Genomic DNA, 22,472 nt, shown 5'->3' on the forward strand with positions numbered 1-22,472 from the left:
GGTAAGACATGTCGAAATCACCAGAACCCGTTAAGACCCCCTCGCTCAGCGACAGACAGAAGGACATCATTCAGAAGTTTGCCGCACTCGGCAGCCTCGTGGTGCTGGCTATTGTGTTTTCGGCCACCAGCAGCGCCTTCTTTAGCGTTAACAACGCCATGACGATCGCTCTGCAGGTCACGTCGATCGCGCTTTTGGGTATTGGTGCAACCTGCGTCATCATCACCGGCGGCATCGACTTGTCCGTTGGTTCGGTTCTGGCACTGGCCGGCGTGGTCGCAGCACTGGCGGTCAAGGAACTCGGCATGCCGGTTCCGGTCGGCATGTTCCTCGGCATTTTGACGGGTTCGCTTTGCGGTCTGATCAACGGCTTCCTCGTCACGCGCTTCAAGCTGCCGCCTTTCATCGCAACGCTTGGCATGATGTTGATTGCCCGTGGCGTGGCGCTGCAGATCACCGGTGCTCGTGCCGTCTCGGGTCTCGGCGAATCCTTCGGCGAACTTGGCAACGGTGCCCTTTTCCGCATCGTCAATATCGGTGACGATGGGTTCCCGAATGTGGTCTTCCCGGGCATTCCCTACCCCGTCATCCTGATGGTCGTCATTGCTCTTGCCGTGGCCTTCATGCTGAACCGCTCGGTTCTCGGACGCCACATCTATGCGGTCGGCTCCAATGCCGAAGCGGCTCGCCTCTCCGGCGTCAATGTCGCCCGCGTCACCAATTTCACCTACGTTCTTTCCGGCACGCTTGCTGGTCTGACGGGCTGCGTATTGATGTCGCGCCTCGTCACCGCACAGCCGAACGAAGGTGTCATGTACGAGCTTGATGCCATCGCCAGCGCCGTCATCGGCGGTACCTCGCTGATCGGCGGCGTCGGAACGATTTCAGGGACAGCAATCGGTGCGTTCGTCATCGGTATCCTGCGCAACGGTCTCAACATGAACGGGGTCTCTGCCTTTACACAGCAGATCATCATCGGCCTCGTCATCTTGATGACAGTCTGGATCGACCAGTTGCGCAATCGCCGCTGATTGCACTGCTAAGCGTCTGAAAAGGGTGCGGACCCTATCCGCGGGACAGCCGGTGTCGAGAAGAGGAGCTCTCCCTTCGCCGGTACAATGGAGGAAGACATGAAGAAACTGACCACTGTTCTTTTGACATCCGTGATCGCGCTTTGGAGCGTTTCCGCGGTTCAGGCCGGCGAAATCGCCGTCATCGTCAAGACCGTCAACTCGACATTCTGGCAGAACGTCCAGAAGGGCGCTGACGCTGCGATGAAGAACGCCAAGGGCGAAACGATGACCTTCCAGGGTCCGGCATCCGAATCCGCCATTGCCGACCAAGTGAACATGGTGGAAAACGCCGTCAACCGTAAGGTGGACGGCATCGTGCTTGCACCGTCCGATCCGGACGCTCTTCTGCCAGCCGTCAAGAAGGCATGGGAAGCGCGCATTCCTGTCGTTCTGATCGACTCACAGCTGGCCAAGGGTGGCGAGCAGTATTACCAGTCGTTCCTGGCGACCGACAACAAGAAGGCAGGTGAGCTTGCCGCCGAAGAAATGATCAAGAAGGTCGGCAAGGAAGGCAAGATTGCCGTCATGTCGTACGTTGCCGGTGCCGGTTCTGAAATCGGTCGCGTCGGTGGCTTCGTCGACTACATCAAGGCCAATTCCAAGCTCCAGATCGTTGGCCCTTACTACTCTCAGTCCCAGATGGCGACCGCTCTGAACCAGACCACCGACGTTCTGGCCGCCAACCCTGATCTGAAGGGCATCTTTGGCGCCAACGAGCCGACCGCAATCGGTGTTGGCCGCGCGCTTGCGCAGTCCGGCAAGGCTGGCAAGGTCGTTGCCATCGGCTTCGACGGTAACGAAGATCTGCAGAACTTCGTCAAGGACGGCACGCTGTCTGCGATCGTCGTACAGGGGTCCTACCAGATGGGCGAAAAGGGCGTTGAAACCGTCGAAAAGCTTATCAAGAAGGAAAAGGTCGAGAAGTTCGTCGATACCGGTGTCGTCGTCGTCACCAAGGAAAACATCGACAAGCCGGAAGCCAAGAACGTTCTGTACTAACAACGTCTTTTGCCACGCCTGAGCTGGTCTTGGGCGTGACAGGAACTCTTTTTGAGAAGACCAAAGCGGATGGTCGCATCGTGTGCGGCCATCTCCACCAAACGACAAATGTGAAAGTGCCCGCCATGAAGGTCTCCGATAAACGCAAACTGCCCCATAGAGATGTCGAAGTGACCATCATGGGTCTCGGCTGCGCGCAGATGGGCAACCTCTATCGCCTCACGCCTTATGAGGAATCCAAGGGCGCTTTCGACAAGGCCTGGGACAGCGGCATGCGTTATTTCGATACCGCGCCCTTCTATGGCTATACCCGCTCCGAGCGCCGTCTCGGCACCATGGTAACCGAGCATGACCGTAGCGAATATACGCTCAGCACCAAGGTCGGCCGTGTCATGGTGCCGGATGAAACCGTCGGACCGGAAGAAGATACCTATGTCGCACCGCTCCCCTTCCGGCCGCTCTACGACTATTCCTACGACGCTATCATGCGCTCCTTCGAGGCAAGCCAGCAGCGTCTCGGCGTTCTCAAGCCCGACATTCTCTATATCCACGACATTGGCCCTTACACCCACGGCGACAAGCACCAGCACTATTGGGATCAGCTGACGACGGGCGGTGGCTTCAAGGCGCTCGGAAAGCTGCGCGACGAAGGCTCGACGAAAGCCGTCGGTCTCGGCGTCAACGAGTGGGAAGTGGTTCGCGATGCCATGGAGGTGTTCGACATCGACGCAGCCATGCTCGCCGGTCGTTACACGCTGCTCGAGCAGCAGAGCCTGGGCTTCATGAATGCCTGCGCCGAAAAGGGTGTCGGTATCGTGGTTGCCGGTGCCTTCAACTCCGGCATTCTGGCCGGTAATCGCAAGTTCAATTACAAGGACGCACCGCCCGAGCTTCTGGCACGTGTGGATGCACTGCATGATGTCTGCGAGGAAATGGGTGTCTCGCTTCAGGCGGCCGCACTGCAGTTCCCTCTTGCCCATCCCGCCTCGGTGACCGTCGTCTCCGGCGCGCGCAATGCAGAGCAGCTGACCTCCAACACCGCCTGGTTCGAGCAGGACATTCCGGACGCGTTCTGGGCCGAGTTGCACCGCCGCGGTCTGATCGCCGAAGGTTCACCCGTTCCAGGGGCAAAGGGCTGACGCCATGCTCATCGATGCCCATCAGCATTTCTGGCTGCTGAAAGACCGGCAGGGCCAGTGGCCGCCAGCGTCGCTTGAGGCGATCTACCGGGACTTCCTGCCCTTAGATCTCCAGCCCTTGCTGGAGAAGGCAGGTGTGTCCGGCACAGTGCTGGTGCAGACGATGGAAAGCGCTGCCGACACGGATTTCATGCTGGCGCTTGCTGATGACAACAGCTTCATCAAGGGTGTCGTCGGTTGGGTGGATATGAAGGCGGCGGATGCGCCGCAGCAAATCGCCCGACTTGCCTCCCATTCTGCGCTGAAAGGCGTGCGTCCGATGTTGCAGGATATTGCCGACGTTCAGTGGATCGACGATGCGGCACTTGACCCTGCTGTCGAAGCGCTGATCGAGAATGGCCTCGTTTTCGATGCTCTGGTCCTGCCGCCGCATCTGCCCTGTCTGTTGCGTTTTGCCAGCCGTCACCCGGCATTGAAAATCGTCATCGATCACGGCGCGAAGCCCAAGATCGCGACAGGTCATTATGTGGATTGGCGGAGAGACATGGCCGCTCTTGCCGCGCTGCCCAACGTTCACTGCAAGCTTTCCGGTCTTCTGGTGGAGCGCGGGGATCAGAAGGCGCAAGCGGTTCGGCCCTATGCTGAAACGATCCTGGAACTGTTCGGTCCGGAGCGGGTGATTTTCGGCAGTGACTGGCCGGTGATCCGGCTGGCTGGCGATTATCAGGGATGGCTGGATTTTTGCCGGGATGTGGTTCCCCAAGAGCACCACGCCAAGGTTTTCGGCGGAAACGCCATCGATTTTTATTCTCTTTCGGACAGGTGATTCATGCTGGCGATCTTTTGCGACAAACCCGGTCTCCTCGTTTCCAAGGAACTGCCGAAGCCACCACGCGCGGAGAATGAAGTTCTTGTCCGCATTCGCCGTATCGGTGTGTGCGGCACGGATCTGCACATCTTCACCGGCAACCAGCCCTACCTCTCCTATCCGCGTATCATGGGCCATGAACTCTCCGGTACGGTCGAGGAAGCGCCGCAGGGTAGCAGCCTTTCGAACGGCGATATCGTCACCATCATTCCCTACATGTCCTGCGGCCATTGCAGTGCCTGCCTGAAGGGCAAAAGCAATTGCTGCCGTAACATCGGCGTGCTCGGCGTGCATCGCGATGGCGGCATGGTGGAGTATCTGAGCGTGCCGCAGCAATTCGTGCTGAAGGCGGAAGGTCTCTCCCTCGATCAGGCCGCCATGACGGAGTTCCTGGCAATCGGCGCGCATGCGGTCCGTCGCGGCGCGGTCGAAAAGGACCAGCATGTGCTGATCGTCGGTGCCGGTCCGATCGGCATGGCCGTTGCGGTCTTTGCCGTGATGAATGGCGCGACGGTAACGATGATCGACAGCCGCGAAGACCGGCTATCCTTCTGCCGTGATCATCTCGGCGTCGCCAATATCGTCCAGCTTGGCGAAGGCGACAAGGATCGTCTGAGCGAGATTACCGAAGGCAACTTCTTCGATGTCGTCTTCGACGCTACGGGCAATCCGAAGGCCATGGAGCGCGGCTTCTCCTTCGTAGGCCATGGCGGGGCCTATGTTCTCGTCTCCATCGTTGCCAGCGATATCAGCTTCAATGACCCGGAATTCCACAAGCGCGAGACCACCTTGCTTGGCAGCCGTAACGCCACGCCGGAAGATTTCGAGCGGGTGCTGCAAGCCCTGCGTGACGGTCGCGTGCCGGACGCTCTCATTACCCACCGCATGACGCTCGCCGAAGTGCCAGCCAACTTCGCCGGCTTGACCGACCCGCGCGCCGGCGTCATCAAAGGCATGGTGGAAGTGGCCTGAACGACCGACGAGCCTCTCATATTCAATGACCCCTGACCGCGAGTAAACGGCCATGACCAAGATTACCGACCTGCGCGTTTTCGATCTGCGCTTCCCCACCTCACAGAGCCTTGACGGCTCGGATGCGATGAATCCAGATCCGGATTACTCCGCGGCCTACGTCATTCTCGATACGGATGAGCCTTCACTGAAGGGGCACGGACTGACCTTCACCATTGGTCGCGGTAACGACATCTGCTGCATGGCGATCAAGGCGATGCGTCATCTGGTTGTTGGAACCGATCTCGCCACCGTCATCGAGAACCCAGGCAAATATTGGCGCCACCTGACGAGCGACAGCCAGCTGCGCTGGATCGGTCCGGATAAGGGCGCCATGCACCTTGCCACCGGTGCCGTCGTCAACGCCGTCTGGGATCTGCTCGCCAAGCAGGCTGGCAAGCCTGTCTGGCAGTTCGTTGCCGATATGAGCGCCGAAGAGATCGCCGACATCGTCGACTATCGCTACCTGACCGACGTTCTGACGCGCGAGGATGCGCTCGCCATCCTCAAGAAGGCGGAAGCGGGCAAGAAGAAGCGCGTCGATATCCTGAAAGCCGAGGGTTACGCCTGCTACACCACTTCCGCCGGTTGGCTCGGTTACAGCGACGAGAAGCTTCGCCGCCTCTGCCATGAGGCGATCGATGCGGGCTTCAACCACGTGAAGATGAAGGTCGGCCGTGATCTGGAGGACGATGTTCGTCGCCTCACCATCGCCCGTGAGGTCATCGGTCCCGATCGTTATCTGATGATCGATGCCAACCAGGTCTGGGAGGTCGATCAGGCCATCGAGTGGGTCAATAAGCTTGCCTTCTGCAGGCCCTTCTTCATCGAAGAGCCGACGAGCCCGGACGATGTTGCCGGTCACCGCAAGATCCGCCAGGCCATTGGCTCGGTGAAGGTCGCGACTGGCGAAATGTGCCAGAACCGCATCATGTTCAAGCAGTTCATCGCCGAAGGTGCGATCGACGTCGTGCAGATCGACAGCTGCCGTATGGGCGGTCTGAACGAAGTTCTGGCCGTTCTGCTGATCGCCGCGAAATACAATCTGCCCGTCTGGCCGCATGCCGGTGGCGTGGGTCTGTGCGAATATGTGCAGCACCTGTCGATGATCGACTATCTGATCGTCTCCGGTACCAAGGAAGGCCGCGTGATCGAGTATGTCGACCATCTGCACGAGCACTTCTTCGAGCCATGCGATATCCAGAACGCCGCTTACATGCCGCCAAAGATGGCGGGCTTCTCCATCGAAATGAAGCCGGAGTCGATCGAGGCTTACACCTTCAAAGGCTGAGGTCCCGATTTCTCCTCCCGGACCCTATTATGCTCGGGCTTGTCCCGAGCATTTTTTTGTCAGCGGAGATAGGAGCGATCTAAAGCTCTGAAAGAGCAGCTTGGAGCCTGATCCATTCTGCTTCTGTGCCGGGAAGACCGAAGCGCATATCGTTCGGACGCTCATCGAAGATGCGGACGAGAATGCCGCGATTCGCAAGCTGGGCGAATAGTGCGGCTGCCCGTGCATCACGCACGAGACGAAAAAGACTGGTGCCGCCCACAACGGTGAGACCTGCGCTCGTCAAAATTGCGTCGAGACGCGCAGCGTCTGTCCTTAGCCGGAGTCGCATGACATCACGCCAGCCATTGTCCGCTAGCGATTCAGTTGCCACATGCAGCGCCGGGCCTGAGACGGCCCACGGTCCCAGGCGCTGCTCCAGCCTTGTGGCAATCTCCGGATCCGCAACGGCAAAGCCGAGACGGAGCCCCGCCATTCCGTAGAATTTTCCAAAGGATCGCAGGACGATCAGCCCATCGATCTCAGTGGCGTCTGCCAGGCTCTCACCATAGCCGGTTTCGATAAAGGCCTCGTCAATCACCAGCAGGCCGCCTTTGCGGCTCATCTCGGCGGCAAGAGCTACAAGGTCGCCCCGCCCGATGACCCGGCCATCCGGGTTGTTTGGATTGATGACGACGGCGTAGTCGAAGTCGGATAGGTCCGAGAACGTCGACACCTCCGCAACGTCGAGGCCTGCCATTCGGGCCGTTCTGGCATGTTCTGCGTAAGCGGGTGTGAGAACCGCGGCTCGTTTTGCAACTCGTTGCAGGGCGAGTTCTGCCAGCAACGGCATCAACATCTGCGTTCCGGGTGCAGCGACAATGTGCGCCGCAGAGGGCGCGCCGAAGGTTGCGGCGGCGACTTCCTTCAAGTGGTTCAAGGCAGAAGGTTCGGGCAGGCGGGCAAAGGCGCTGGCAGGAACGGGAGAATGCGGATAGGAATGCGGATTGATCCCTGTGGAAAGGTCGATCCAGGGTTCCGGTGCCAGCGGAAAAGACGCCCGCGCCTGCCCCAGATCGCCACCATGACGGATCGCAGCCTGCATAGTCACCGGTCCCGTATCGCCCATGTTCTTTGCTCTCGCTTTCCTGTCGCTTCTGATCGAACGCCTTGTCGGCTATCCCGACTGGCTGTTTCGCCGCATCGGCCACCCGGTCACATGGATTGGTTCGCTTATCGCGCTGCTCGACAGAAAATGGAACCGGGAACAGGGATCATTTTCCAATCGTGAAGCCAAAGGCGTGCTGGCGCTTGTAGTGTTTCTCGGCGTCACCGTCTCCATCGCGCTCGCTTTGCAGAATGTCCTTCTGGTTCTTCCGCTGGGCTTGTTGCTGGTCGCCATCGTCGGTGCTTCGCTTCCAGCACAAAAAAGCCTGGAGCAACATGTCGAGGCGGTGGCCACCTCGCTGGAAAGCGAAGGCCTCGAAGGCGGCAGAAGAGCCGTGTCGATGATCGTTGGCCGCGATCCTGATCAATTGGATGAGGCGGCGGTGTGCCGGGCGGCTATCGAAAGCCTGGCGGAGAATTTTTCCGATGGCATTGTGGCACCATCCTTCTGGCTCGGTCTGCTCGGGCTACCAGGCGGTGCTGGCTACAAGGCCATCAATACGGCTGACAGCATGATCGGTCACCGCACGCCGCGCCACGAGGCTTTTGGTTGGGCATCGGCTCGAGTAGACGATCTGGTAAATCTCCCTGCCTCGCGCCTGACGGCTTGTTTGTTCATCGTCGCTGCCGTCTTCGTCAAGGGGGCTTCGCCGCAAGGTGCCCTGCGTGCAGTCGCGCGCGATGCGAAGCACCATCGTTCGCCCAATGCCGGCTGGCCAGAATCGGCGCTGGCGGGTGCGCTTGGTTTTGCGCTTGCCGGGCCGCGTTCCTATGGCGGACAGATGATCCAGGCGTGCTTCATGGGCGAGGGCGGACGCCGGAATTTGACCGCTGCCGATATTCGCCAGGCGCTGAAACTTGCGCGGGTCGCCGATGCGCTGTTGATCGGGCTCTTCGGCTTTTTGGCCTTGGTTACCGTGCTATAGACAGCAGCGCGTCGAGATCGAGGTGGCGCTCCATATGGTACGCCAACCGATCCAGAACGGCATCCACCTGCGCTTCGTAATTCAGGGCAGACGATTGCCCGCCAAGCCTTTGCAGCCAGGCGCTGCGCTGTCCGTCATCAGCAAACAACCCATGGACATAGGTGCCGAAGATGCGACCATCCGCTGAGATTGCACCATCGACGTGATTGCCGATCGTGGCGAAGGGACGATTGCAGTCATCGCCCTTTGTCACGCCCACATGCATCTCGTAGCCGGAAAACGCCTGACCATCGAAGCTCCGCCCTTCGACCGACACCAGCCTCTTGTCTCCCGTCAGCACCGTTTCGACACTGAGCAACCCAATGCCTTCAACGGTGGAAGGCGGCCCTTCCATGCCGTCCGGGTCCGATAAGACACGTCCAAGCATCTGATAGCCGCCGCAGAGGCCAAGCACGAAGCCACCGCGGCGAAGATGCGCCTTGATGTCGATATCGAAACCGGCCTGTTTCAAGACGTCCAGATCGGCAATCGTGGATTTCGATCCGCACAGCAGGATGAGAGCGCAATCGCCGGGAATAGCTGTCCCAGGACGCACGCGCACCAGTTCGACATCCGGCTCCATATCGAGCGGATCGAGGTCGTCGAAGTTGGAGATATGTGGGAGGATCGGTACGGCGATGCGGATTTTCGCGCCGGGCTTCGATTGGCCGGTGCCGATTAAACCCAGCGCATCTTCGGCAGGCAGACGGGCCGCCTCGGCAAAATGCGGCAGGAGGCCGATGGAGCTCCAGCCAGTATGCTCGGCAATCATGCGCATGCCTTCGTCGAACAGCGAAGGATCGCCGCGAAAACGGTTGACGATGAAGCCTTCGATCATCGAGGCGTCGTCCGCATCCACCACCGTCTTCGTGCCGACGAGGCTGGCAATAACCCCTCCCCGGTCGATATCGCCGATCAGGATCACGGGAACATCGGCTGCCCGGGCAAAGCCCATATTGGCAATGTCGTTGGCGCGCAGATTGACTTCCGATGCGCTGCCGGCGCCTTCAACCAGCACCAGATCAGCGCGGGTCTTCAGATGCTCGAAGCTCTCCAGCACCCGGGGCATCAGCCCGGCCTTCATCTGTTGATAGTCGGCTGCTTTCGCATTGCCGAGAATTTTTCCCTGAACCACGAGCTGCGCACCCGTTTCGCTCTGAGGCTTCAACAGGACCGGGTTCATATGTACCGACAGCGGCACGCCGGCCGCGCGCGCTTGTAGAGCTTGCGCCCTGCCGATCTCGCCGCCATCGGCTGTGACCGCCGCGTTGTTGGACATGTTCTGCGGCTTGAAGGGCAACACGGAAAGTCCGCGCCGGGTAAAGGCGCGCGCCAGACCGGCCACCATCAGCGACTTGCCGACATCCGAGCCGGTTCCCTGAAACATGATGGATCTGGCGGCCATGGATCAGTACTCGATGCCGGATTGGGCTTTGACGCCCGCCTTGAAGTGATGCTTCACGAGCGTCATCTCCGTCACCATGTCGGCCGCTTCGATCATGAGAGGCTTGGCATTGCGGCCGGTGACGATGATGTGGAGATCGGGGCGGCGGCTCTGCAAGGTGGTGACGACCTCCGTCAGATCGAGATAGTCATAGCGCAGCGCAATGTTCAGCTCGTCCAGCACCATAAGACCGATCGTTTCGTCGGCCATCAGGAGTTTGGCTTCATCCCAGGCTTTCGTGGCTGCGGCGACGTCGCGCTTCAGATCCTGAGTGTCCCACGTGAAACCTTCGCCCATGGTGCGCCATTCCACCCGGTCGCCGAAAATCGTCAGCGCCTGCTGCTCGCCGGTCGACCACGCACCCTTGATGAACTGAACGATGCCGACCCGTCTGCCCGTGCCGAGCATCCGAAGCGCAAGGCCGAAAGCGGCCGTCGACTTGCCCTTGCCGGGACCGGTATTGACCATCAGCAGACCCTTCTCGATGGTCTTTTCGGCCACTTCCGCATCCTGCACGCTCTTGCGGTTCACCATCTTTTCGCGGTGGCGGGCGGCCTCGCTGTCGCTGATCTCGCGTGTCATGATGTCCCACGTCCTTCCGAGCCGTTTTTAGAAGCGGCGACTATAGTCAAAACGCCCTCCTCCGCAATGGAGCCTATGAGAGGCGTAACGATGCCTGCATTGACCAAGGCGCGGCTTGCCCGTAAAGGTAAGGCACTGACGGTCTTTTTCCGGCAACGGGAAAAGCTAAGAGGGAACACGGTTCCGCCCGCTCTTCGGGTCAATCCGTGGCTGCCCCCGCAACTGTAAGCGGCGAGCCCACACCGTAAAGCCACTGGATTTCGATCCGGGAAGGCGGTGCAAGGGCGCTCATTCAAGCCGCAAGCCAGGAGACCTGCCGTTTCAGAACAAAACGTCTGCCGGGCGGGGTGCTCCGGTCAGTCGGTCTCGCCGAGTTTCGGTTTGCGCTGTCTCGCATTCCGTCTTCGGCATCCGCACCCCTTGCATGTTTGAATGGCGGAAGCGGATACGGTTTGGATATTACCTCAACATCGTCACGGACTGAAGGATCAACCGACACGCGAGAAGCGTCCGGCCTGGTCGTTTATGTCTGTCGCAGCTGCCGCGACGAGGCGGAGCCGAATGCGGAACCGCGTCCCGGTGCGCTTCTCGCGCAAGCGACGATCGCACTTGGCACTGATGCAAATGTCGAGGTGCGCAGCGTCAATTGCCTTGCCAATTGCAAGCGCGGTGCCAGCGCCGCAATGCGCACAGCCGACGGCTGGTCCTATGTGTTTGGCGGTCTGACGCCTGAAAACGCCGAGGATCTGATCACTGGTGCGCGCCTGCTTTCCACGTCCACCGATGGACTGATGCCCTGGCGCGGCCGTCCCGATAGTTTGAAGCGCGGCATGGTCGCGCGCATCCCACCTTTGAATTTCGTCGAGGAGACATCATGACCACGCTAGAGCGCGTTCCCTGCACCATCGTCACCGGCTTTCTGGGCGCCGGCAAAACCACGCTGCTGCGCGGCCTTCTTGAAAAGATCGATGGCAAGCGACTGGCGATCATCGTCAACGAGTTCGGCGATGTCGGCATCGATGGCGAAATCCTCAAAGGCTGCGGCATCGAAAGCTGCCCGGAAGAAAATATCGTCGAGCTCGCCAATGGGTGCATCTGCTGCACGGTCGCCGATGATTTTCAGCCGGCCATCGAACAGATCCTCAGCCGCCAGCCCAGGGTCGAACATATCCTGATCGAAACCTCCGGCCTCGCACTGCCGAAACCCCTCGTCCAGGCCTTCCAATGGCCGGCGATCAAGAGCCGCGTCACCGTCGATGCCGTCATTGCGGTGGCCGATGGCGCAGCGCTCGCAGAAGGCATGGTGTCGCATGACATGGATGCGCTGGCCGCCCAGCGTGCGAATGACGAAGCGCTCGATCATGACGATCCTGTCGAGGAAGTCTTCGAAGACCAGATCGCCTGCGCCGACCTGATCGTGCTGACCAAGGGTGATCTTCTCGATGCGGATGGTCTGGAGCGCGCCAAGGCACACATCACGGAGCATCTGCCAAAGGCTGCGAAAATCGTTGTCGCATCGCATGGCCAGATCGATCCTGCGGTTCTGATCGGTCTTGGGCTTGCGGTCGAGAACGATATCGAAAACCGCCATACCCACCATGACGACGAAGAAGACCACGATCACGACGAGTTCGACAGCTTCGTCGTCGAGCTTGGCGCGGTGTCCGATCCTGAGGCGCTGGCTCAGCGTATCGCCCAGACGGCGGCCTCCGAGAATGTCCTGCGCATCAAAGGCTTCGTAGAGGTCGCCTCCAAGCCCATGCGCTTGCAGGTTCAGGCCGTCGGCTCGCGCGTCAACCACTATTTCGATCGCCCCTGGGCTGCGGGCGAAGTGCGCCGTTCGGCGCTTGTGGTGATTGGCGAAAAAGGCCTCAACCGCGAGAAAATCGAACAGATGCTGGCTGCCTGACGCATCATGCATATACTCGCCACCACATCTTCGTCGCTGGACGACCTGATCGAGCCGGTTGATCTCAACCAGCCCCAGGCGGATGTGGTGGTGCTGTCTTTCTCGTCCAGCGACCTTGCAGGTCTGCAGCGCGCCTGGCCCGACGACTCAGGCGTTTCGCTCAGCGTCGCCAATCTTTCCGACCTTCGACATCCCATGTCCGTCGACCTTTGGATCGAAAAGACGGCGGAACATGCCAAACTTATCCTTATCCGGATTCTGGGTGGGGCGGACCGCTGGCGCTACGGCGTCGATCAGTTGGCGATGATGGCACGCAGGCGCGGCATCAAGCTCCTGCTTCTGCCCGGTGAGTGCAGCGAGCGCGACGAAAAGCTCGAGGCGCAATCCACAATCGACCAGACGTGGCTCGCCTCGATCCTCTCTTTCTTTCGCGAAGGCGGCCCGCAGAACATGCGTCGCCTTTCAGAAGGCCTTGCCGCCTTTGCTAAAACCAATGTCTGGCCTGGCTTCACGCCGGAACCGCTGCCGAAATCCGGCTTCTATCTCCCGGGTCTTGGCGCCGTCCATGTGGATGACGCCCTCGCGGCTTTTGTCCCCGAAGCTCCAAGACTTCCCATTCTTTTCTACCGTTCCATGCTTCTGGCTGCCGATGTTGCGCCGATTGATGCGCTCTTCGAGGCGCTGAAATCCCGCGGTTTCGCGCCTCTGCCGATCTTTGTCAGCGGCCTGAAGGATGGCGGCGCGATCCGATTTCTCGAGGACGCACTGGTACCGCTGAAACCCGCAGCCATCGTCGCAGCCACTGCCTTTGCCAGCCAGACGGATCAGGACGGCAAGAGCCTGTTCGACCGGCTGGGCGTGCCGGTGTTTCAGGTGATCATGGCCACGACACGGCGTGATGGCTGGACAGAAAACATGCAGGGCCTCAATCCATCCGACCTCGCCATGCATGTGGTCTTGCCGGAACTCGATGGACGTATTCTCGCGGGTGCGATCTCCTTCAAACAGGCCGATCCTGCCGGGCGCCAGGCGCTGATCAATGCTCCCGAGCCGGACCGGGTCGAGCAGGTCGCTCGTCGTATAGCCGCCTTCCTTCGGTTGACGCAGGCTATGACCGAGGAAAGACGTCTTGTCGTCCTGATGCCGGATTATCCCGGTGCCGCACCCGGTCGCACGGGCTATGCCGTGGGTCTCGACGTACCGCAAAGCGTGCTGGAGATGCTGCGCGATCTGCAGGGTTCGGGTTATGCGGTCGGCGATATTCCGGCCACCCCTCGGGAGCTTCTGGATCGGATCGAGACGGAGACGGCCGCTCTTCCTCTCATCCGATACCGAACCTATTTCGACGCGCTTCCAGAACAGGCGCGCGCTGGAATGGCTTCGGCCTGGGGCGATGCCGCTGACGATGAAGCTATCGTTGATCAGGCCTTTCGCTTCCGCGCCGCCCGCTTCGGTTCCGTCGTCGTCGCGCTTGCGCCAGACCGCGGGCGCCAAGCCGACAGGCGGGTGGATTATCACGATCCGGCCTTGCCGCCGCGCCACGCGCTTGCGGCTTTCGGTGCGTGGATGCAGCAGGATTTCGATGCGCATGCGATCATCCATGTCGGCGCTCACGGCACGCTGGAATGGCTTCCGGGCAAGACGGTCGCTCTGTCACAGACCTGTTTTCCCGAAATCGTGACCGGATCCCTGCCGGTCATCTACCCCTTCATCGTGTCCAATCCGGGTGAGGCTGCCGTCGCCAAGCGACGGATCGCTGCGGTGACGATCGGGCACATTCCCCCCGTACTTGTTTCCGCCGGTCTTTCGCCGGAGCAGGCAGCGCTTGAACAACTGGTCGACGAATATGCCCAGGCCGATGGGCTTGATCGCCGTCGCCGCGACCGTCTGGCAAAGCTGATTGTCGAGAAGGCTTTCGAGACGGGACTTGCTGCCGACGCCGGTATCGGCGTGGAAGAGGATGCGGATTCAGCACTCACCCGAATCGATGCCTTTCTGTGCGACCTGAAGGATTTTGCCATCAAGGACGGCCAGCACGTCTTCGGGCGCTGCGCGAGTGATGAGCCGGATTCCTTGAGGCGTGAAAGTGCTGCTCAAGAAAAGGCAGCACTACTGGCGGCGCTGGATGGTCATCATATCGTGCCGGGCCCCTCGGGTGCACCCGCACGCGGACGACTGGATGTGCTGCCGACCGGGCGCAATCTCTATGCCGCCGATCCACGCACCATGCCAACGCCGACGGCCTTCGAGCTTGGGAAGGCAGCGGGCGAAGAGGTGCTCCGTCATCACCTGCAAAGCCATGGCGACTGGCCGCGGCATCTGGTTTTCGATCTCTGGGGTTCCGCGTCGTTGCGCAATGGCGGCGAAGATGTCGGTCAGGCACTGCATCTGATGGGTGCGCGTCCGATCTACGATCAGGCGACCGGCAGGGTGAACGGCATCGAAGTTTTGCCGCCGGCCAAGCTCGGACGCCCGCGGGTGGACGTGACCTTCCGCATTTCGGGGCTGTTCCGCGATATGTTCCCGCCTTTGATTGCCCTTCTCGATGCGGCGGCAAGGACGATTGCTTCACGCGAAGAGTCTCCAGGCGACAATCCCTTGGCGGAGGAAACGGCCTCTCTCGGTCATGTTCCGGCACGCATTTTTGGCTCGGCTCCTGGCACCTATGGCGCCGGCATCGAAGAGGCCTTGGCAAGCGGCGATTGGGATGAACGGGAGGAGCTTGGCCAAGCCTATCTGGACGCGGCCAGCCACGCCTTTGGCGGGGCAGATGGCCTGTCGATCCTTTCCGATTCAGGCTTTGCTGCCCAAGTCGAACGCGCCGAACTTCTGGTTCATACCGGCGACGATCCGGGCCGTGATCTTCTGGACGGTTCGTCCGACGTCGCCTTCATTGGCGGCTTTGCCGCCGCCAAGGCAAAGCTCGGACAGGCGGCTGACGTGGTGGCGCTGGATACGACCGATCCTGCCCGGCCGCGTGCGCGCTCCATCGCCCAGGCAATCACCCGCGTGGTGCGAGCCCGTGCCGTCAATCCGCGCTTCATCGCCGGACAGATGCGCCACGGTCCACGCGGCGCGGCTGAATTTGCAGAAACCGTCGATCGGCTGATCGGCTTTGCCGAAACCACACAAGCTGTTTCCTCGTCGCTGATCGAAGCGCTCTACGATGCCTATTTCGGCAATGAAGAGGTGCGCGATTTCATTTTGCGGGAAAACCCCAAGGCTGCGGAATTGATGGCGGAACGCTTCCTGTCTGCACGCCACCGCAACCTTTGGCACAGCCGTCGCAACGCCGTGGATGCTGAACTGGAAATGCTGATCGCTCCGCGCTCGTCCGAGAGGGTCTCTGCATGAACCCGCTCGCCCCGGTCCAGCCCTTTTCTCGCAGAGGCGTCTGCCCTGCTCTCTCCGCCCCCATGCAGACGGGCGATGGACTGTTGTCGCGCGTGGCCTTTACCGCTCCGCTGTCGTCAAGCGATCTCGACCGTCTCGGCGATCTCGCCCGCCGCCACGGCAATGGGCTTCTGGATGTGACCGCTCGCGGCAGCCTTCAATTTCGCGGATTGACAGCCGAAAGCGCTGTTGAACTGGAGCATGATGTGCTGGCGCTCCAGCTGCCACTGCGGCAGGGGCTTGCTGTGGAAGCCTCACCGATTGCCGGGATGGACGACAGCGAAGTCGCCAATCCTGCACCGATCCTTGAACTCATCAGCCAAAAGGCCAGGGTGCTTGATCTCGATACGAAGCTGGCCGCGAAGATGTCGGTCATCGTCGATGGCGGTGGTGTGGCTCCGATGGGTGGGCTGCTCGCCGATATCAGGCTCAAAGCGGTCCAGCGGGACGGCGCCATACTCTGGCTGTTGATGCTGGGCGGTACGGAAGAGAAGGCGCTGCTCGCAGGCGCCGTGCGAACGGAAGATGCCGCGGATTGCGTGATCGACCTCCTCAGTCATCTGGCGGAGCAAGGCCCGGATGCGCGCGGGCGCGATCTGGATATCGCGATTGCGCGAGATGTCTGCGGAGATCGTCTCATGCCGATCGCATCAGACGTCCGCGTCCCAACGCATGACGTCGGGATACCGAAGCAAACCGACGAGCGCAGACTGTGGACCCTCAGCGATCGTCTCTGCGTCGCCGTTATCGCCCCGGCTTTCGGGCAGATCACATCGGAAGCGCTGTCTGTGCTGTGCAAGATTGCGGTCGATCTCGGCGTTCAGTCCATCCGGCCTGGTCCGTCGCACGGGCTCTATGCGCTTGGGCGTCACCACGCATGCGCGGCGCTTATGGATTACGCCGAGACGGCGGGTCTCATCGTCAGCGACAATGACCCTCGGACCGCAATAGCAGTTTGCGCGGGTGCGCCATCCTGCGCATCGGCTTATGCTCCGGTTCGAGCGCTCGCCGAGTTCGCAGCCAAAGAGTGCGGCACGATGCTCGACGGCTCCTTCACCTTACATCTTTCCGGTTGCGGCAAAGGCTGCGCCCATCCCGCGCCTGCGCTCCTTGCCTTTTCCGGCACGTCGGAAGGTTTTTCCTTCGGCTATCAGGCCAAGGCTTCAGCCCTTCCCGATGCGCAGCTGACCATCGATCAGCAAAAGTCCAGCCTTTCCAGGCTTGCCCGCCTTTATGAAAAAGAACATAAGCCCGGAGAAAATGCCCGCAGCTTGCTTGTCCGATTGGGCAAGGACAGGATTGTCGCGGCGCTCCGACAGGACGAGACATGACGACTTACGACTATATCCGCAGTGGCGATGCGATCTATGAGCGCTCCTTTGCGATCATCCGTGAGGAAGCGGATCTTACCGCCTTCACGCCCGAACAGGCGGATATTGCCATTCGCATGATCCATGCCTGCGGCCAGGTGGAGGCAGCGCGGCACTTTCGCTTTTCCGACGATTTCGTTTCCGCTGCGCGTGGCGCGCTCGCAGCGGGAAAGCCGATTTTGTGTGATGCGGAAATGGTGGCGCATGGCGTCACACGGGCGCGTCTGGCGTCTGGCAATGCCGTTATCTGCACGCTGCGCGATCCGCGTACGCCGGAGCTGGCGAAATCCATCGGCAACACCCGGTCCGCGGCGGCCCTCGATCTCTGGGCCGATCACCTTGACGGCGCTCTGGTTGCCATCGGCAATGCGCCGACAGCGCTGTTCTATCTCTTGGAAATGCTGGAAAGAGGCGCCCCTCGTCCGGCAGCCATCATCGGCATGCCGGTCGGTTTCGTCGGAGCGATGGAATCCAAGGATGCGCTGGAAGAAAGCACGCTCGGCATTCCCTATGCCATCGTCAAAGGCCGGATGGGCGGCTCTGCGATGACGGCGGCTGCCGTCAACGCCGTTGCGAGGGCGGGCCTATGAGCGCTGCCCTTTACGATCCGGCACCTGAAAAGGCATTGAAGGGCAAGGTCATCGGTGTCGGCACCGGCCCCGGCGATCCCGATCTTCTGACGCTAAAGGCCGTGCGCGCCATCGAAACGGCAGACGTGCTTGCCTTTTTCTGCAAGCGCGGCAGCAAGGGCAATGGCCGCGGCATCGTCGAAAGCTTCATCCGGCCCGGCACGCTGGAAATGCCGCTCGTCTATCCGGTCACGGTGGAAAGCGACAAGAACGGCGATGACTATCGCGGCGCAATTGCCGCCTTCTTCGATCAATCGGCACGCGACATCGCCGTCCATCTGGATGCGGGTCGCACCGTTGCGGTTCTGTCGGAAGGCGATCCGCTCTTTTACGGTTCCTACATGCATCTGCATTTGCGGCTTGCGCCCAACTATCCGGCGGAAGTCGTTGCGGGCATTACCGCCATGTCCGGCTGCTGGTCGATGACAGGACTGCCGCTCGTGCAGGGTGACGACATCTTGAGCGTCCTTCCGGGCACACTTGGCGAGGATGCGCTTTTCGAGCGGCTCTCCGGCACGGATGGTGCTGTCATCATGAAGGTCGGTCGCAATCTGCCGAAGATTCGCCGTGCGTTGGAGAAAGCGGGCAAGCTGGAAGGCGCGCTCTATGTCGAGCGCGGCACCATGGCGAATGGCCACGCCATTCGATTGATCGAGCGCGATGAATCGCCTGCCCCTTATTTCTCTCTGGTTCTGGTGCCTGGCTGGAAGGATCGTCCAGCGGGAGAGATTGCGTGAGCCCGTCCTCCACCGGACGGCTGACGGTCGTCGGCCTCGGGCCCGGGAATCTGTCACAGATCACGCCGGAGGCACTGGCAGCGGTAGACGCGGCAGAGGATTTCTTCGGCTATATTCCCTATCTCGACAGACTGTCGCTGCGCCCAGACCAACGGCGTCACGCGTCGGATAATCGCGAGGAAATTTCACGCGCGGAGGCAGCGCTGACATTGGCCGCTTCTGGCGGAAAGGTCTGCGTCGTCTCAGGCGGCGATCCGGGCGTCTTCGCCATGGCGGCTGCGGTCTGCGAGGCGATTGAGAACGGCCCTGCCGAATGGCGCGACATCGACTTTTCGGTTGTGCCCGGCGTCACCGCCATGCTGGCTGTCGCGGCAAGGGCAGGCGCGCCCCTCGGTCATGATTTTTGCGCCATTTCGCTCTCCGACAATCTCAAACCATGGTCGCTGATCGAAAAGCGGCTGGTGGCCGCGGCTGAAGCCGGTTTCGTCATGGCCTTCTACAATCCTGTCAGCAAGGCAAGACCGCATCAACTGGCGACGGCATTCGATGTGCTGCGGGCGAATCTGCCGGGCTCCGTGCCCGTCATCTTCGGGCGCGCGGCCGGTCGTGCGGATGAGCACATGCGGGTCGTGCCTTTGGCCGAAGCGCAGAGCGATATGGCCGATATGTCGACCTGTATCATCGTTGGATCGGTCGAAACGCGGATCATCGAGCGCGAAGGCCAGCCGTCGCTGGTCTATTCGCCGCGCTTTTCCAGAAGGGAAAGCTGATGGCGGATTGCGGACAGCGCAGTCTCGATATCCGGCACCACAACGCTCGCCGCATCGGCCTGTGGTTGAGCGGGACGGTCGATCATGATCACAGGAATGCCAAGCGCGCGGGCCGCTTCAATCTTCGCATAGGCGGCCGTACCGCCGGAGTTTTTCGAGACGATCACCTCGATGCCGTTGCCCTTCAACATGTCGATCTCATCGGCAAGCGCAAAGGGTCCACGCGCCGTGATGTACCGCGCATTCGGAACTTCAAGCGGCGGTTCTACCGGATCGACGCTGCGGATCAGATAGCGGTGCTGAGGCGCGGTTTCAAAGGGCAGGAGCTCCTGTCGGCCAAGCGCCAGAAAAGCGTTTGTGCTGATGGGACCAAGTGCGGTGACCGCTTCCTCGACGCTTCCAACGTTCAGCCAATGGTCGCCCTCCCGGGCAACCCAAGCCGGGCGCGACAGTCTGACCATGGGCATGCCTGCTATATCAGCAGCCCTTACGGCATTGGCGGAAATGCGCGCCGCATACGGGTGCGTCGCATCGACCAGCAGATCGAACCCTTCCTCGGCAATATAGCACGCAAGGCCCTCTGCGCCGCCAAAGCCGCCGACGCGCATCGGGACGGGCTGCTTGACCGGGTCCTTCGTGCGGCCCGCCATGGACAGCAAAATTCGGTAGCCGGATTCATCGGCAAGCTTTCCAGCCAGAATGCGGGCATCCGCCGTGCCGCCGAGAATGAGGATGGAGCGTGTCATGGTTCGTGAATATGCCGGAACATCTGCCACTGCTAGCAAAAAACCTGCGCCATGGCTCTCCATCGTTGGTATCGGGGAGGATGGTCTTGCCGGGCTGGCTGAGAACGCTCGTCGCGCGATCGAGGCGGCCGAGGTCGTCTTCGGCGGCAAACGCCATCTTGAGCTTGCCTCCGATGCGATCACGGGCGAAGCGCGACCCTGGCCCGTGCCCTTCGACGTTGGCATGGCCGAGGTCGTCGCCCTCTCTGGCCGCAACGTCTGCGTCCTCGCGTCCGGTGATCCTTTCTTCCACGGTGTCGGTGTCACCCTGTTGCGGCTGGTCGATCCGATAGAGGTGATCACCTACCCTGCTCCCTCCTCCATCTCGCTTGCCGCATCGCGTCTGGGCTGGGCCTTGCAGGATACCGCCTGCATTTCCCTGCATGGACGTTCCATTGACCTCATCCGGCCGCATCTTCATGCTGGCGCGAAGATCATCGCGCTGACATCCGATGCCAGCGGCCCGGCGCTGATTGCCAGCCTTCTCAAGGAGGCGGGTTTTGGCAGGTCGATCTTCCATCTGCTCGAAGCACTTGGCGGCACGCGCGAAAACGCCCGCACGACGACGGCACGGGACTTTGCCTTCGCGGATGTCGATCCGCTCAATGTGGTCGCAATCGAAGTCGTTGCGGATGAAGCGGCACGAATCCTTACCTTCGCCAGCGGGCTGGACGACGCGCTGTTCGAACATGATGGGCAAATGACGAAGCGCGAGATCCGCGCTGTGACGCTGTCTTCGCTTGCGCCTCGCCATGGTGAGCTGCTGTGGGACATCGGTGCTGGATCGGGCTCGATCGGCATCGAATGGATGCTCTCGCACCCGTCGCTGCGGGCCATCGGCATCGAGCAGAATATAGAGCGGGCAGAGCGCGCCATGCGCAATGCTGAAGCCTTTGGCGTGCCTGGTCTTGATGTGGTGATTGGCACGGCACCTGACGCTTTCGAAGGCCTGCCAACCCCCGACGCCATCTTCATCGGCGGCGGCGGCAGCGAGGCCGGGGTTTTAGAGGGCGCAATCAACGCCTTGAAGCCGGGCGGGCGGCTGGTTGCCAATGCCGTGACGCTGGAAATGGAGGCTATGCTGCTTTCCGCTCAATCACGACTCGGCGGCTCTCTGATCCGGCTTGAGGTGGCGCGTGCATCGCCTGTCGGGCAGATGCAGGGCTGGCGTGCGGCGATGCCCGTCACGCAGTGGGCCTGGTTCAAACCGAAGGATGTGCCGTGATCGTCGCTGGCGTCGGGTGCCGCAAGGGTGTGAGCCCGGAGGCGGTGATGGCTGCGCTTGAGCGGGCATCTGCCGACCACAAGGTTTCATTTGCCTTCGTGGCAACCGCACCCATCAAGGCCGATGAACCAGCCCTGCTGGAGGCGGCGACCCGGCTGGGTATGGCTTTTGTCGTGGTGGCGCAGGCCGATTTCGACGCTGCCGCCGCTCGGACGCTGACCCGATCCGCATTGAGTTCAAAACATGCTGGCTCACCCAGCGTCAGCGAGGCATCGGCGCTGGCCGCGCTTGGTGAAGCGTCGAGACTGATCGCGCCGCGCATGGTGGTCGGCGATATTACCGTGGCCTTCGCCACCTCTGGAGACAAGATATGACGGTTCACTTCATTGGCGCTGGCCCCGGTGCCGCAGATCTCATCACGCTGCGCGGACGCGATCTGATCGCTGCTTCGCCCGTCTGCCTCTATGCCGGTTCGCTGGTGCCAAAAGCGCTGCTCGACTACTGCCCGGACGGTGCGCGCATCGTCGATACGGCGGCCTTGTCTTTGGATGAAATCGAGGCGGAGTTCGTTGCTGCTGCCCAAGAAGGCAAGGACGTGGCGCGGTTGCATTCCGGCGATCTTTCCGTCTGGAGCGCGATGGGCGAACAGATCCGCCGTCTTGAGCGGCTGGGGCTCGACTACACCGTCACCCCGGGCGTGCCATCCTTTGCCGCCGCGGCCGCCACGTTGAAGAAAGAGCTCACTGTGCCGGAGGTGGCACAGAGCCTGGTGCTCACACGCATTTCCGGTCGGGCGTCGAAAATGCCGGAGAGCGAAAACCTCAAGGCTTTCGGCGCGACGGGTGCGACGCTTGCCATTCATCTTGCGATCCACGCCATCGGTCAGGTGGTCGAGGAATTGACGCCGCTCTACGGTGCCGATTGCCCGGTCGCCATCGTCGTGCGCGCCTCCTGGCCGGAAGAGCGCGTCATCTCCGGCACGCTGTCCGACATCGTCTCCCGCCTCGCGGAAGAGCCGGTCGAGCGCACTGCGATGATCTTTGTCGGCAAGGGTCTTGCCTCGTCCGATTTTCGCGAAAGCGCGCTCTACAGCACCGACTATGTTCGGCGGTTCAGAACACCATCTGCCGACTAGT

The 22,472-nt window shown here is 61.1% G+C and carries 21 protein-coding genes and 1 riboswitch; of the genes, 17 read left to right on the forward strand and 4 right to left on the reverse strand.

All coding sequences use genetic code 11. The features are described from left to right. Nucleotides 1-8 precede the first annotated feature (8 nt). The 6 genes from AC07U5_RS01295 to AC07U5_RS01320 all read left to right on the forward strand — a co-directional run bounded on the left by AC07U5_RS01295 (nucleotide 9) and on the right by AC07U5_RS01320 (nucleotide 6,381). On the forward strand, nucleotides 9-1,031 hold the full coding sequence (locus AC07U5_RS01295) for an ABC transporter permease (RefSeq protein ID WP_062424708.1): 1,023 nt from the start codon (nucleotides 9-11) through the stop codon (nucleotides 1,029-1,031). A 99-nt stretch (nucleotides 1,032-1,130) separates the two neighbouring features. Beyond that, nucleotides 1,131-2,072, forward strand: coding sequence for an ABC transporter substrate-binding protein (locus tag AC07U5_RS01300; RefSeq protein ID WP_062424800.1), 942 nt, complete (start codon nucleotides 1,131-1,133; stop codon nucleotides 2,070-2,072). Nucleotides 2,073-2,197: 125 nt separating this feature from the next. Then, nucleotides 2,198-3,211 carry an aldo/keto reductase gene (locus tag AC07U5_RS01305; RefSeq protein ID WP_494722083.1) on the forward strand — a complete coding sequence of 338 codons (1,014 nt, stop codon included), beginning with the start codon at nucleotides 2,198-2,200 and terminating at the stop codon, nucleotides 3,209-3,211. A gap of 4 nt (nucleotides 3,212-3,215) precedes the next feature. Further along, entirely contained in the window at nucleotides 3,216-4,037 is an 822-nt protein-coding gene (locus AC07U5_RS01310; RefSeq protein ID WP_494722084.1) for an amidohydrolase family protein, read from the forward strand. A gap of 3 nt (nucleotides 4,038-4,040) precedes the next feature. Next, nucleotides 4,041-5,051: a zinc-binding alcohol dehydrogenase family protein gene (locus AC07U5_RS01315; RefSeq protein WP_113273154.1), complete on the forward strand. Its 1,011-nt coding sequence runs from the start codon at nucleotides 4,041-4,043 to the stop codon at nucleotides 5,049-5,051. A gap of 52 nt (nucleotides 5,052-5,103) precedes the next feature. Continuing rightward, nucleotides 5,104-6,381: an L-fuconate dehydratase gene (locus AC07U5_RS01320; protein WP_494722085.1), complete on the forward strand. Its 1,278-nt coding sequence runs from the start codon at nucleotides 5,104-5,106 to the stop codon at nucleotides 6,379-6,381. A 79-nt stretch (nucleotides 6,382-6,460) separates the two neighbouring features. On the opposite strand, the gene cobD is transcribed toward AC07U5_RS01320, so the two are convergent. Next, complete coding sequence (cobD, locus tag AC07U5_RS01325) at nucleotides 6,461-7,489, reverse strand: threonine-phosphate decarboxylase CobD (RefSeq protein ID WP_494722086.1); 1,029 nt, start codon at nucleotides 7,487-7,489, stop codon at nucleotides 6,461-6,463. On the opposite strand from cobD, the gene cbiB reads away from it, so the two are divergent. Continuing rightward, nucleotides 7,488-8,453 (forward strand): adenosylcobinamide-phosphate synthase CbiB, encoded by a 966-nt coding sequence (gene cbiB / locus AC07U5_RS01330; protein ID WP_494722087.1) that lies wholly within the window; start codon nucleotides 7,488-7,490, stop codon nucleotides 8,451-8,453. The genes cobD and cbiB overlap by 2 nt on opposite strands. Here the strand turns inward: cbiB and AC07U5_RS01335 are convergent. Beyond that, entirely contained in the window at nucleotides 8,440-9,897 is a 1,458-nt protein-coding gene (locus tag AC07U5_RS01335; protein WP_494722088.1) for a cobyric acid synthase, read from the reverse strand. The genes cbiB and AC07U5_RS01335 overlap by 14 nt on opposite strands. Nucleotides 9,898-9,900: 3 nt before the next feature. Continuing rightward, nucleotides 9,901-10,518: a cob(I)yrinic acid a,c-diamide adenosyltransferase gene (gene cobO / locus AC07U5_RS01340; protein ID WP_494722089.1), complete on the reverse strand. Its 618-nt coding sequence runs from the start codon at nucleotides 10,516-10,518 to the stop codon at nucleotides 9,901-9,903. Nucleotides 10,519-10,640: 122 nt separating this feature from the next. Next, a riboswitch (cobalamin riboswitch) is annotated at nucleotides 10,641-10,853 on the forward strand. Nucleotides 10,854-10,970: 117 nt separating this feature from the next. On the opposite strand from cobO, the gene AC07U5_RS01345 reads away from it, so the two are divergent. From AC07U5_RS01345 to AC07U5_RS01375, 7 genes are read left to right on the forward strand one after another with little or no spacing between them, the layout of a single operon-like run. After that, nucleotides 10,971-11,396 (forward strand): DUF1636 family protein, encoded by a 426-nt coding sequence (locus AC07U5_RS01345; protein WP_062444546.1) that lies wholly within the window; start codon nucleotides 10,971-10,973, stop codon nucleotides 11,394-11,396. After that, entirely contained in the window at nucleotides 11,390-12,427 is a 1,038-nt protein-coding gene (gene cobW / locus AC07U5_RS01350) for a cobalamin biosynthesis protein CobW (RefSeq protein WP_494723236.1), read from the forward strand. Before AC07U5_RS01345 ends, cobW begins: the two co-directional genes overlap by 7 nt. Before the next feature lie 6 nt (nucleotides 12,428-12,433). Further along, entirely contained in the window at nucleotides 12,434-15,781 is a 3,348-nt protein-coding gene (gene cobN / locus AC07U5_RS01355) for a cobaltochelatase subunit CobN (protein ID WP_494722090.1), read from the forward strand. Next, nucleotides 15,778-17,151, forward strand: a complete 1,374-nt coding sequence (gene cobG, locus AC07U5_RS01360; protein WP_494722091.1) for a precorrin-3B synthase — start codon at nucleotides 15,778-15,780, stop codon at nucleotides 17,149-17,151. The genes cobN and cobG overlap by 4 nt, the downstream gene beginning before the upstream one ends. Continuing rightward, the gene (locus tag AC07U5_RS01365; RefSeq protein ID WP_130978465.1) at nucleotides 17,148-17,780 is read left to right on the forward strand and encodes a precorrin-8X methylmutase; all 633 of its coding nucleotides are present in this window, start codon (nucleotides 17,148-17,150) and stop codon (nucleotides 17,778-17,780) included. The genes cobG and AC07U5_RS01365 overlap by 4 nt, the downstream gene beginning before the upstream one ends. Beyond that, complete coding sequence (locus tag AC07U5_RS01370; protein ID WP_062444537.1) at nucleotides 17,777-18,556, forward strand: precorrin-2 C(20)-methyltransferase; 780 nt, start codon at nucleotides 17,777-17,779, stop codon at nucleotides 18,554-18,556. Before AC07U5_RS01365 ends, AC07U5_RS01370 begins: the two co-directional genes overlap by 4 nt. Continuing rightward, nucleotides 18,553-19,326, forward strand: coding sequence for a precorrin-3B C(17)-methyltransferase (locus tag AC07U5_RS01375; RefSeq protein ID WP_494722092.1), 774 nt, complete (start codon nucleotides 18,553-18,555; stop codon nucleotides 19,324-19,326). Before AC07U5_RS01370 ends, AC07U5_RS01375 begins: the two co-directional genes overlap by 4 nt. On the opposite strand, the gene AC07U5_RS01380 is transcribed toward AC07U5_RS01375, so the two are convergent. Beyond that, nucleotides 19,293-20,072, reverse strand: a complete 780-nt coding sequence (locus AC07U5_RS01380; protein WP_494722093.1) for a cobalt-precorrin-6A reductase — start codon at nucleotides 20,070-20,072, stop codon at nucleotides 19,293-19,295. The two genes, AC07U5_RS01375 and AC07U5_RS01380, sit on opposite strands and share 34 nt — an antisense overlap. Here AC07U5_RS01380 and cbiE point away from each other — a divergent pair. Genes cbiE through cobM form a run of 3 tightly spaced genes read left to right on the forward strand, consistent with a single transcriptional unit; the run spans nucleotide 20,071 to nucleotide 22,471 of the window. Beyond that, nucleotides 20,071-21,336: a precorrin-6y C5,15-methyltransferase (decarboxylating) subunit CbiE gene (gene cbiE, locus AC07U5_RS01385; protein WP_494722094.1), complete on the forward strand. Its 1,266-nt coding sequence runs from the start codon at nucleotides 20,071-20,073 to the stop codon at nucleotides 21,334-21,336. The genes AC07U5_RS01380 and cbiE overlap by 2 nt on opposite strands. After that, a complete protein-coding gene (locus AC07U5_RS01390) occupies nucleotides 21,333-21,710 on the forward strand; it encodes a cobalamin biosynthesis protein (protein WP_494722095.1) in 378 nt (125 codons plus the stop codon). Before cbiE ends, AC07U5_RS01390 begins: the two co-directional genes overlap by 4 nt. Continuing rightward, nucleotides 21,707-22,471: a precorrin-4 C(11)-methyltransferase gene (cobM, locus tag AC07U5_RS01395; RefSeq protein WP_494722096.1), complete on the forward strand. Its 765-nt coding sequence runs from the start codon at nucleotides 21,707-21,709 to the stop codon at nucleotides 22,469-22,471. Before AC07U5_RS01390 ends, cobM begins: the two co-directional genes overlap by 4 nt. Nucleotide 22,472: the final 1 nt, after the last annotated feature.

The organism is Agrobacterium sp. GW821-FHT02D03 (assembly GCF_059421725.1).

Coding starts and splice junctions, on each gene's coding strand:
- AC07U5_RS01295 (WP_062424708.1), top strand. CDS start 9: ATGTCGAAATCACCAGAACCCGTTAAGACCCCCTCGCTCAGCGACAGA.
- AC07U5_RS01300 (WP_062424800.1), top strand. CDS start 1,131: ATGAAGAAACTGACCACTGTTCTTTTGACATCCGTGATCGCGCTTTGG.
- AC07U5_RS01305 (WP_494722083.1), top strand. CDS start 2,198: ATGAAGGTCTCCGATAAACGCAAACTGCCCCATAGAGATGTCGAAGTG.
- AC07U5_RS01310 (WP_494722084.1), top strand. CDS start 3,216: ATGCTCATCGATGCCCATCAGCATTTCTGGCTGCTGAAAGACCGGCAG.
- AC07U5_RS01315 (WP_113273154.1), top strand. CDS start 4,041: ATGCTGGCGATCTTTTGCGACAAACCCGGTCTCCTCGTTTCCAAGGAA.
- AC07U5_RS01320 (WP_494722085.1), top strand. CDS start 5,104: ATGACCAAGATTACCGACCTGCGCGTTTTCGATCTGCGCTTCCCCACC.
- cbiB (WP_494722087.1), top strand. CDS start 7,488: ATGTTCTTTGCTCTCGCTTTCCTGTCGCTTCTGATCGAACGCCTTGTC.
- cobD (WP_494722086.1), bottom strand. CDS start 7,489: ATGGGCGATACGGGACCGGTGACTATGCAGGCTGCGATCCGTCATGGT.
- AC07U5_RS01335 (WP_494722088.1), bottom strand. CDS start 9,897: ATGGCCGCCAGATCCATCATGTTTCAGGGAACCGGCTCGGATGTCGGC.
- cobO (WP_494722089.1), bottom strand. CDS start 10,518: ATGACACGCGAGATCAGCGACAGCGAGGCCGCCCGCCACCGCGAAAAG.
- cobN (WP_494722090.1), top strand. CDS start 12,434: ATGCATATACTCGCCACCACATCTTCGTCGCTGGACGACCTGATCGAG.
- cobG (WP_494722091.1), top strand. CDS start 15,778: ATGAACCCGCTCGCCCCGGTCCAGCCCTTTTCTCGCAGAGGCGTCTGC.
- AC07U5_RS01365 (WP_130978465.1), top strand. CDS start 17,148: ATGACGACTTACGACTATATCCGCAGTGGCGATGCGATCTATGAGCGC.
- AC07U5_RS01370 (WP_062444537.1), top strand. CDS start 17,777: ATGAGCGCTGCCCTTTACGATCCGGCACCTGAAAAGGCATTGAAGGGC.
- cbiE (WP_494722094.1), top strand. CDS start 20,071: ATGGTTCGTGAATATGCCGGAACATCTGCCACTGCTAGCAAAAAACCT.
- AC07U5_RS01380 (WP_494722093.1), bottom strand. CDS start 20,072: ATGACACGCTCCATCCTCATTCTCGGCGGCACGGCGGATGCCCGCATT.
- cobM (WP_494722096.1), top strand. CDS start 21,707: ATGACGGTTCACTTCATTGGCGCTGGCCCCGGTGCCGCAGATCTCATC.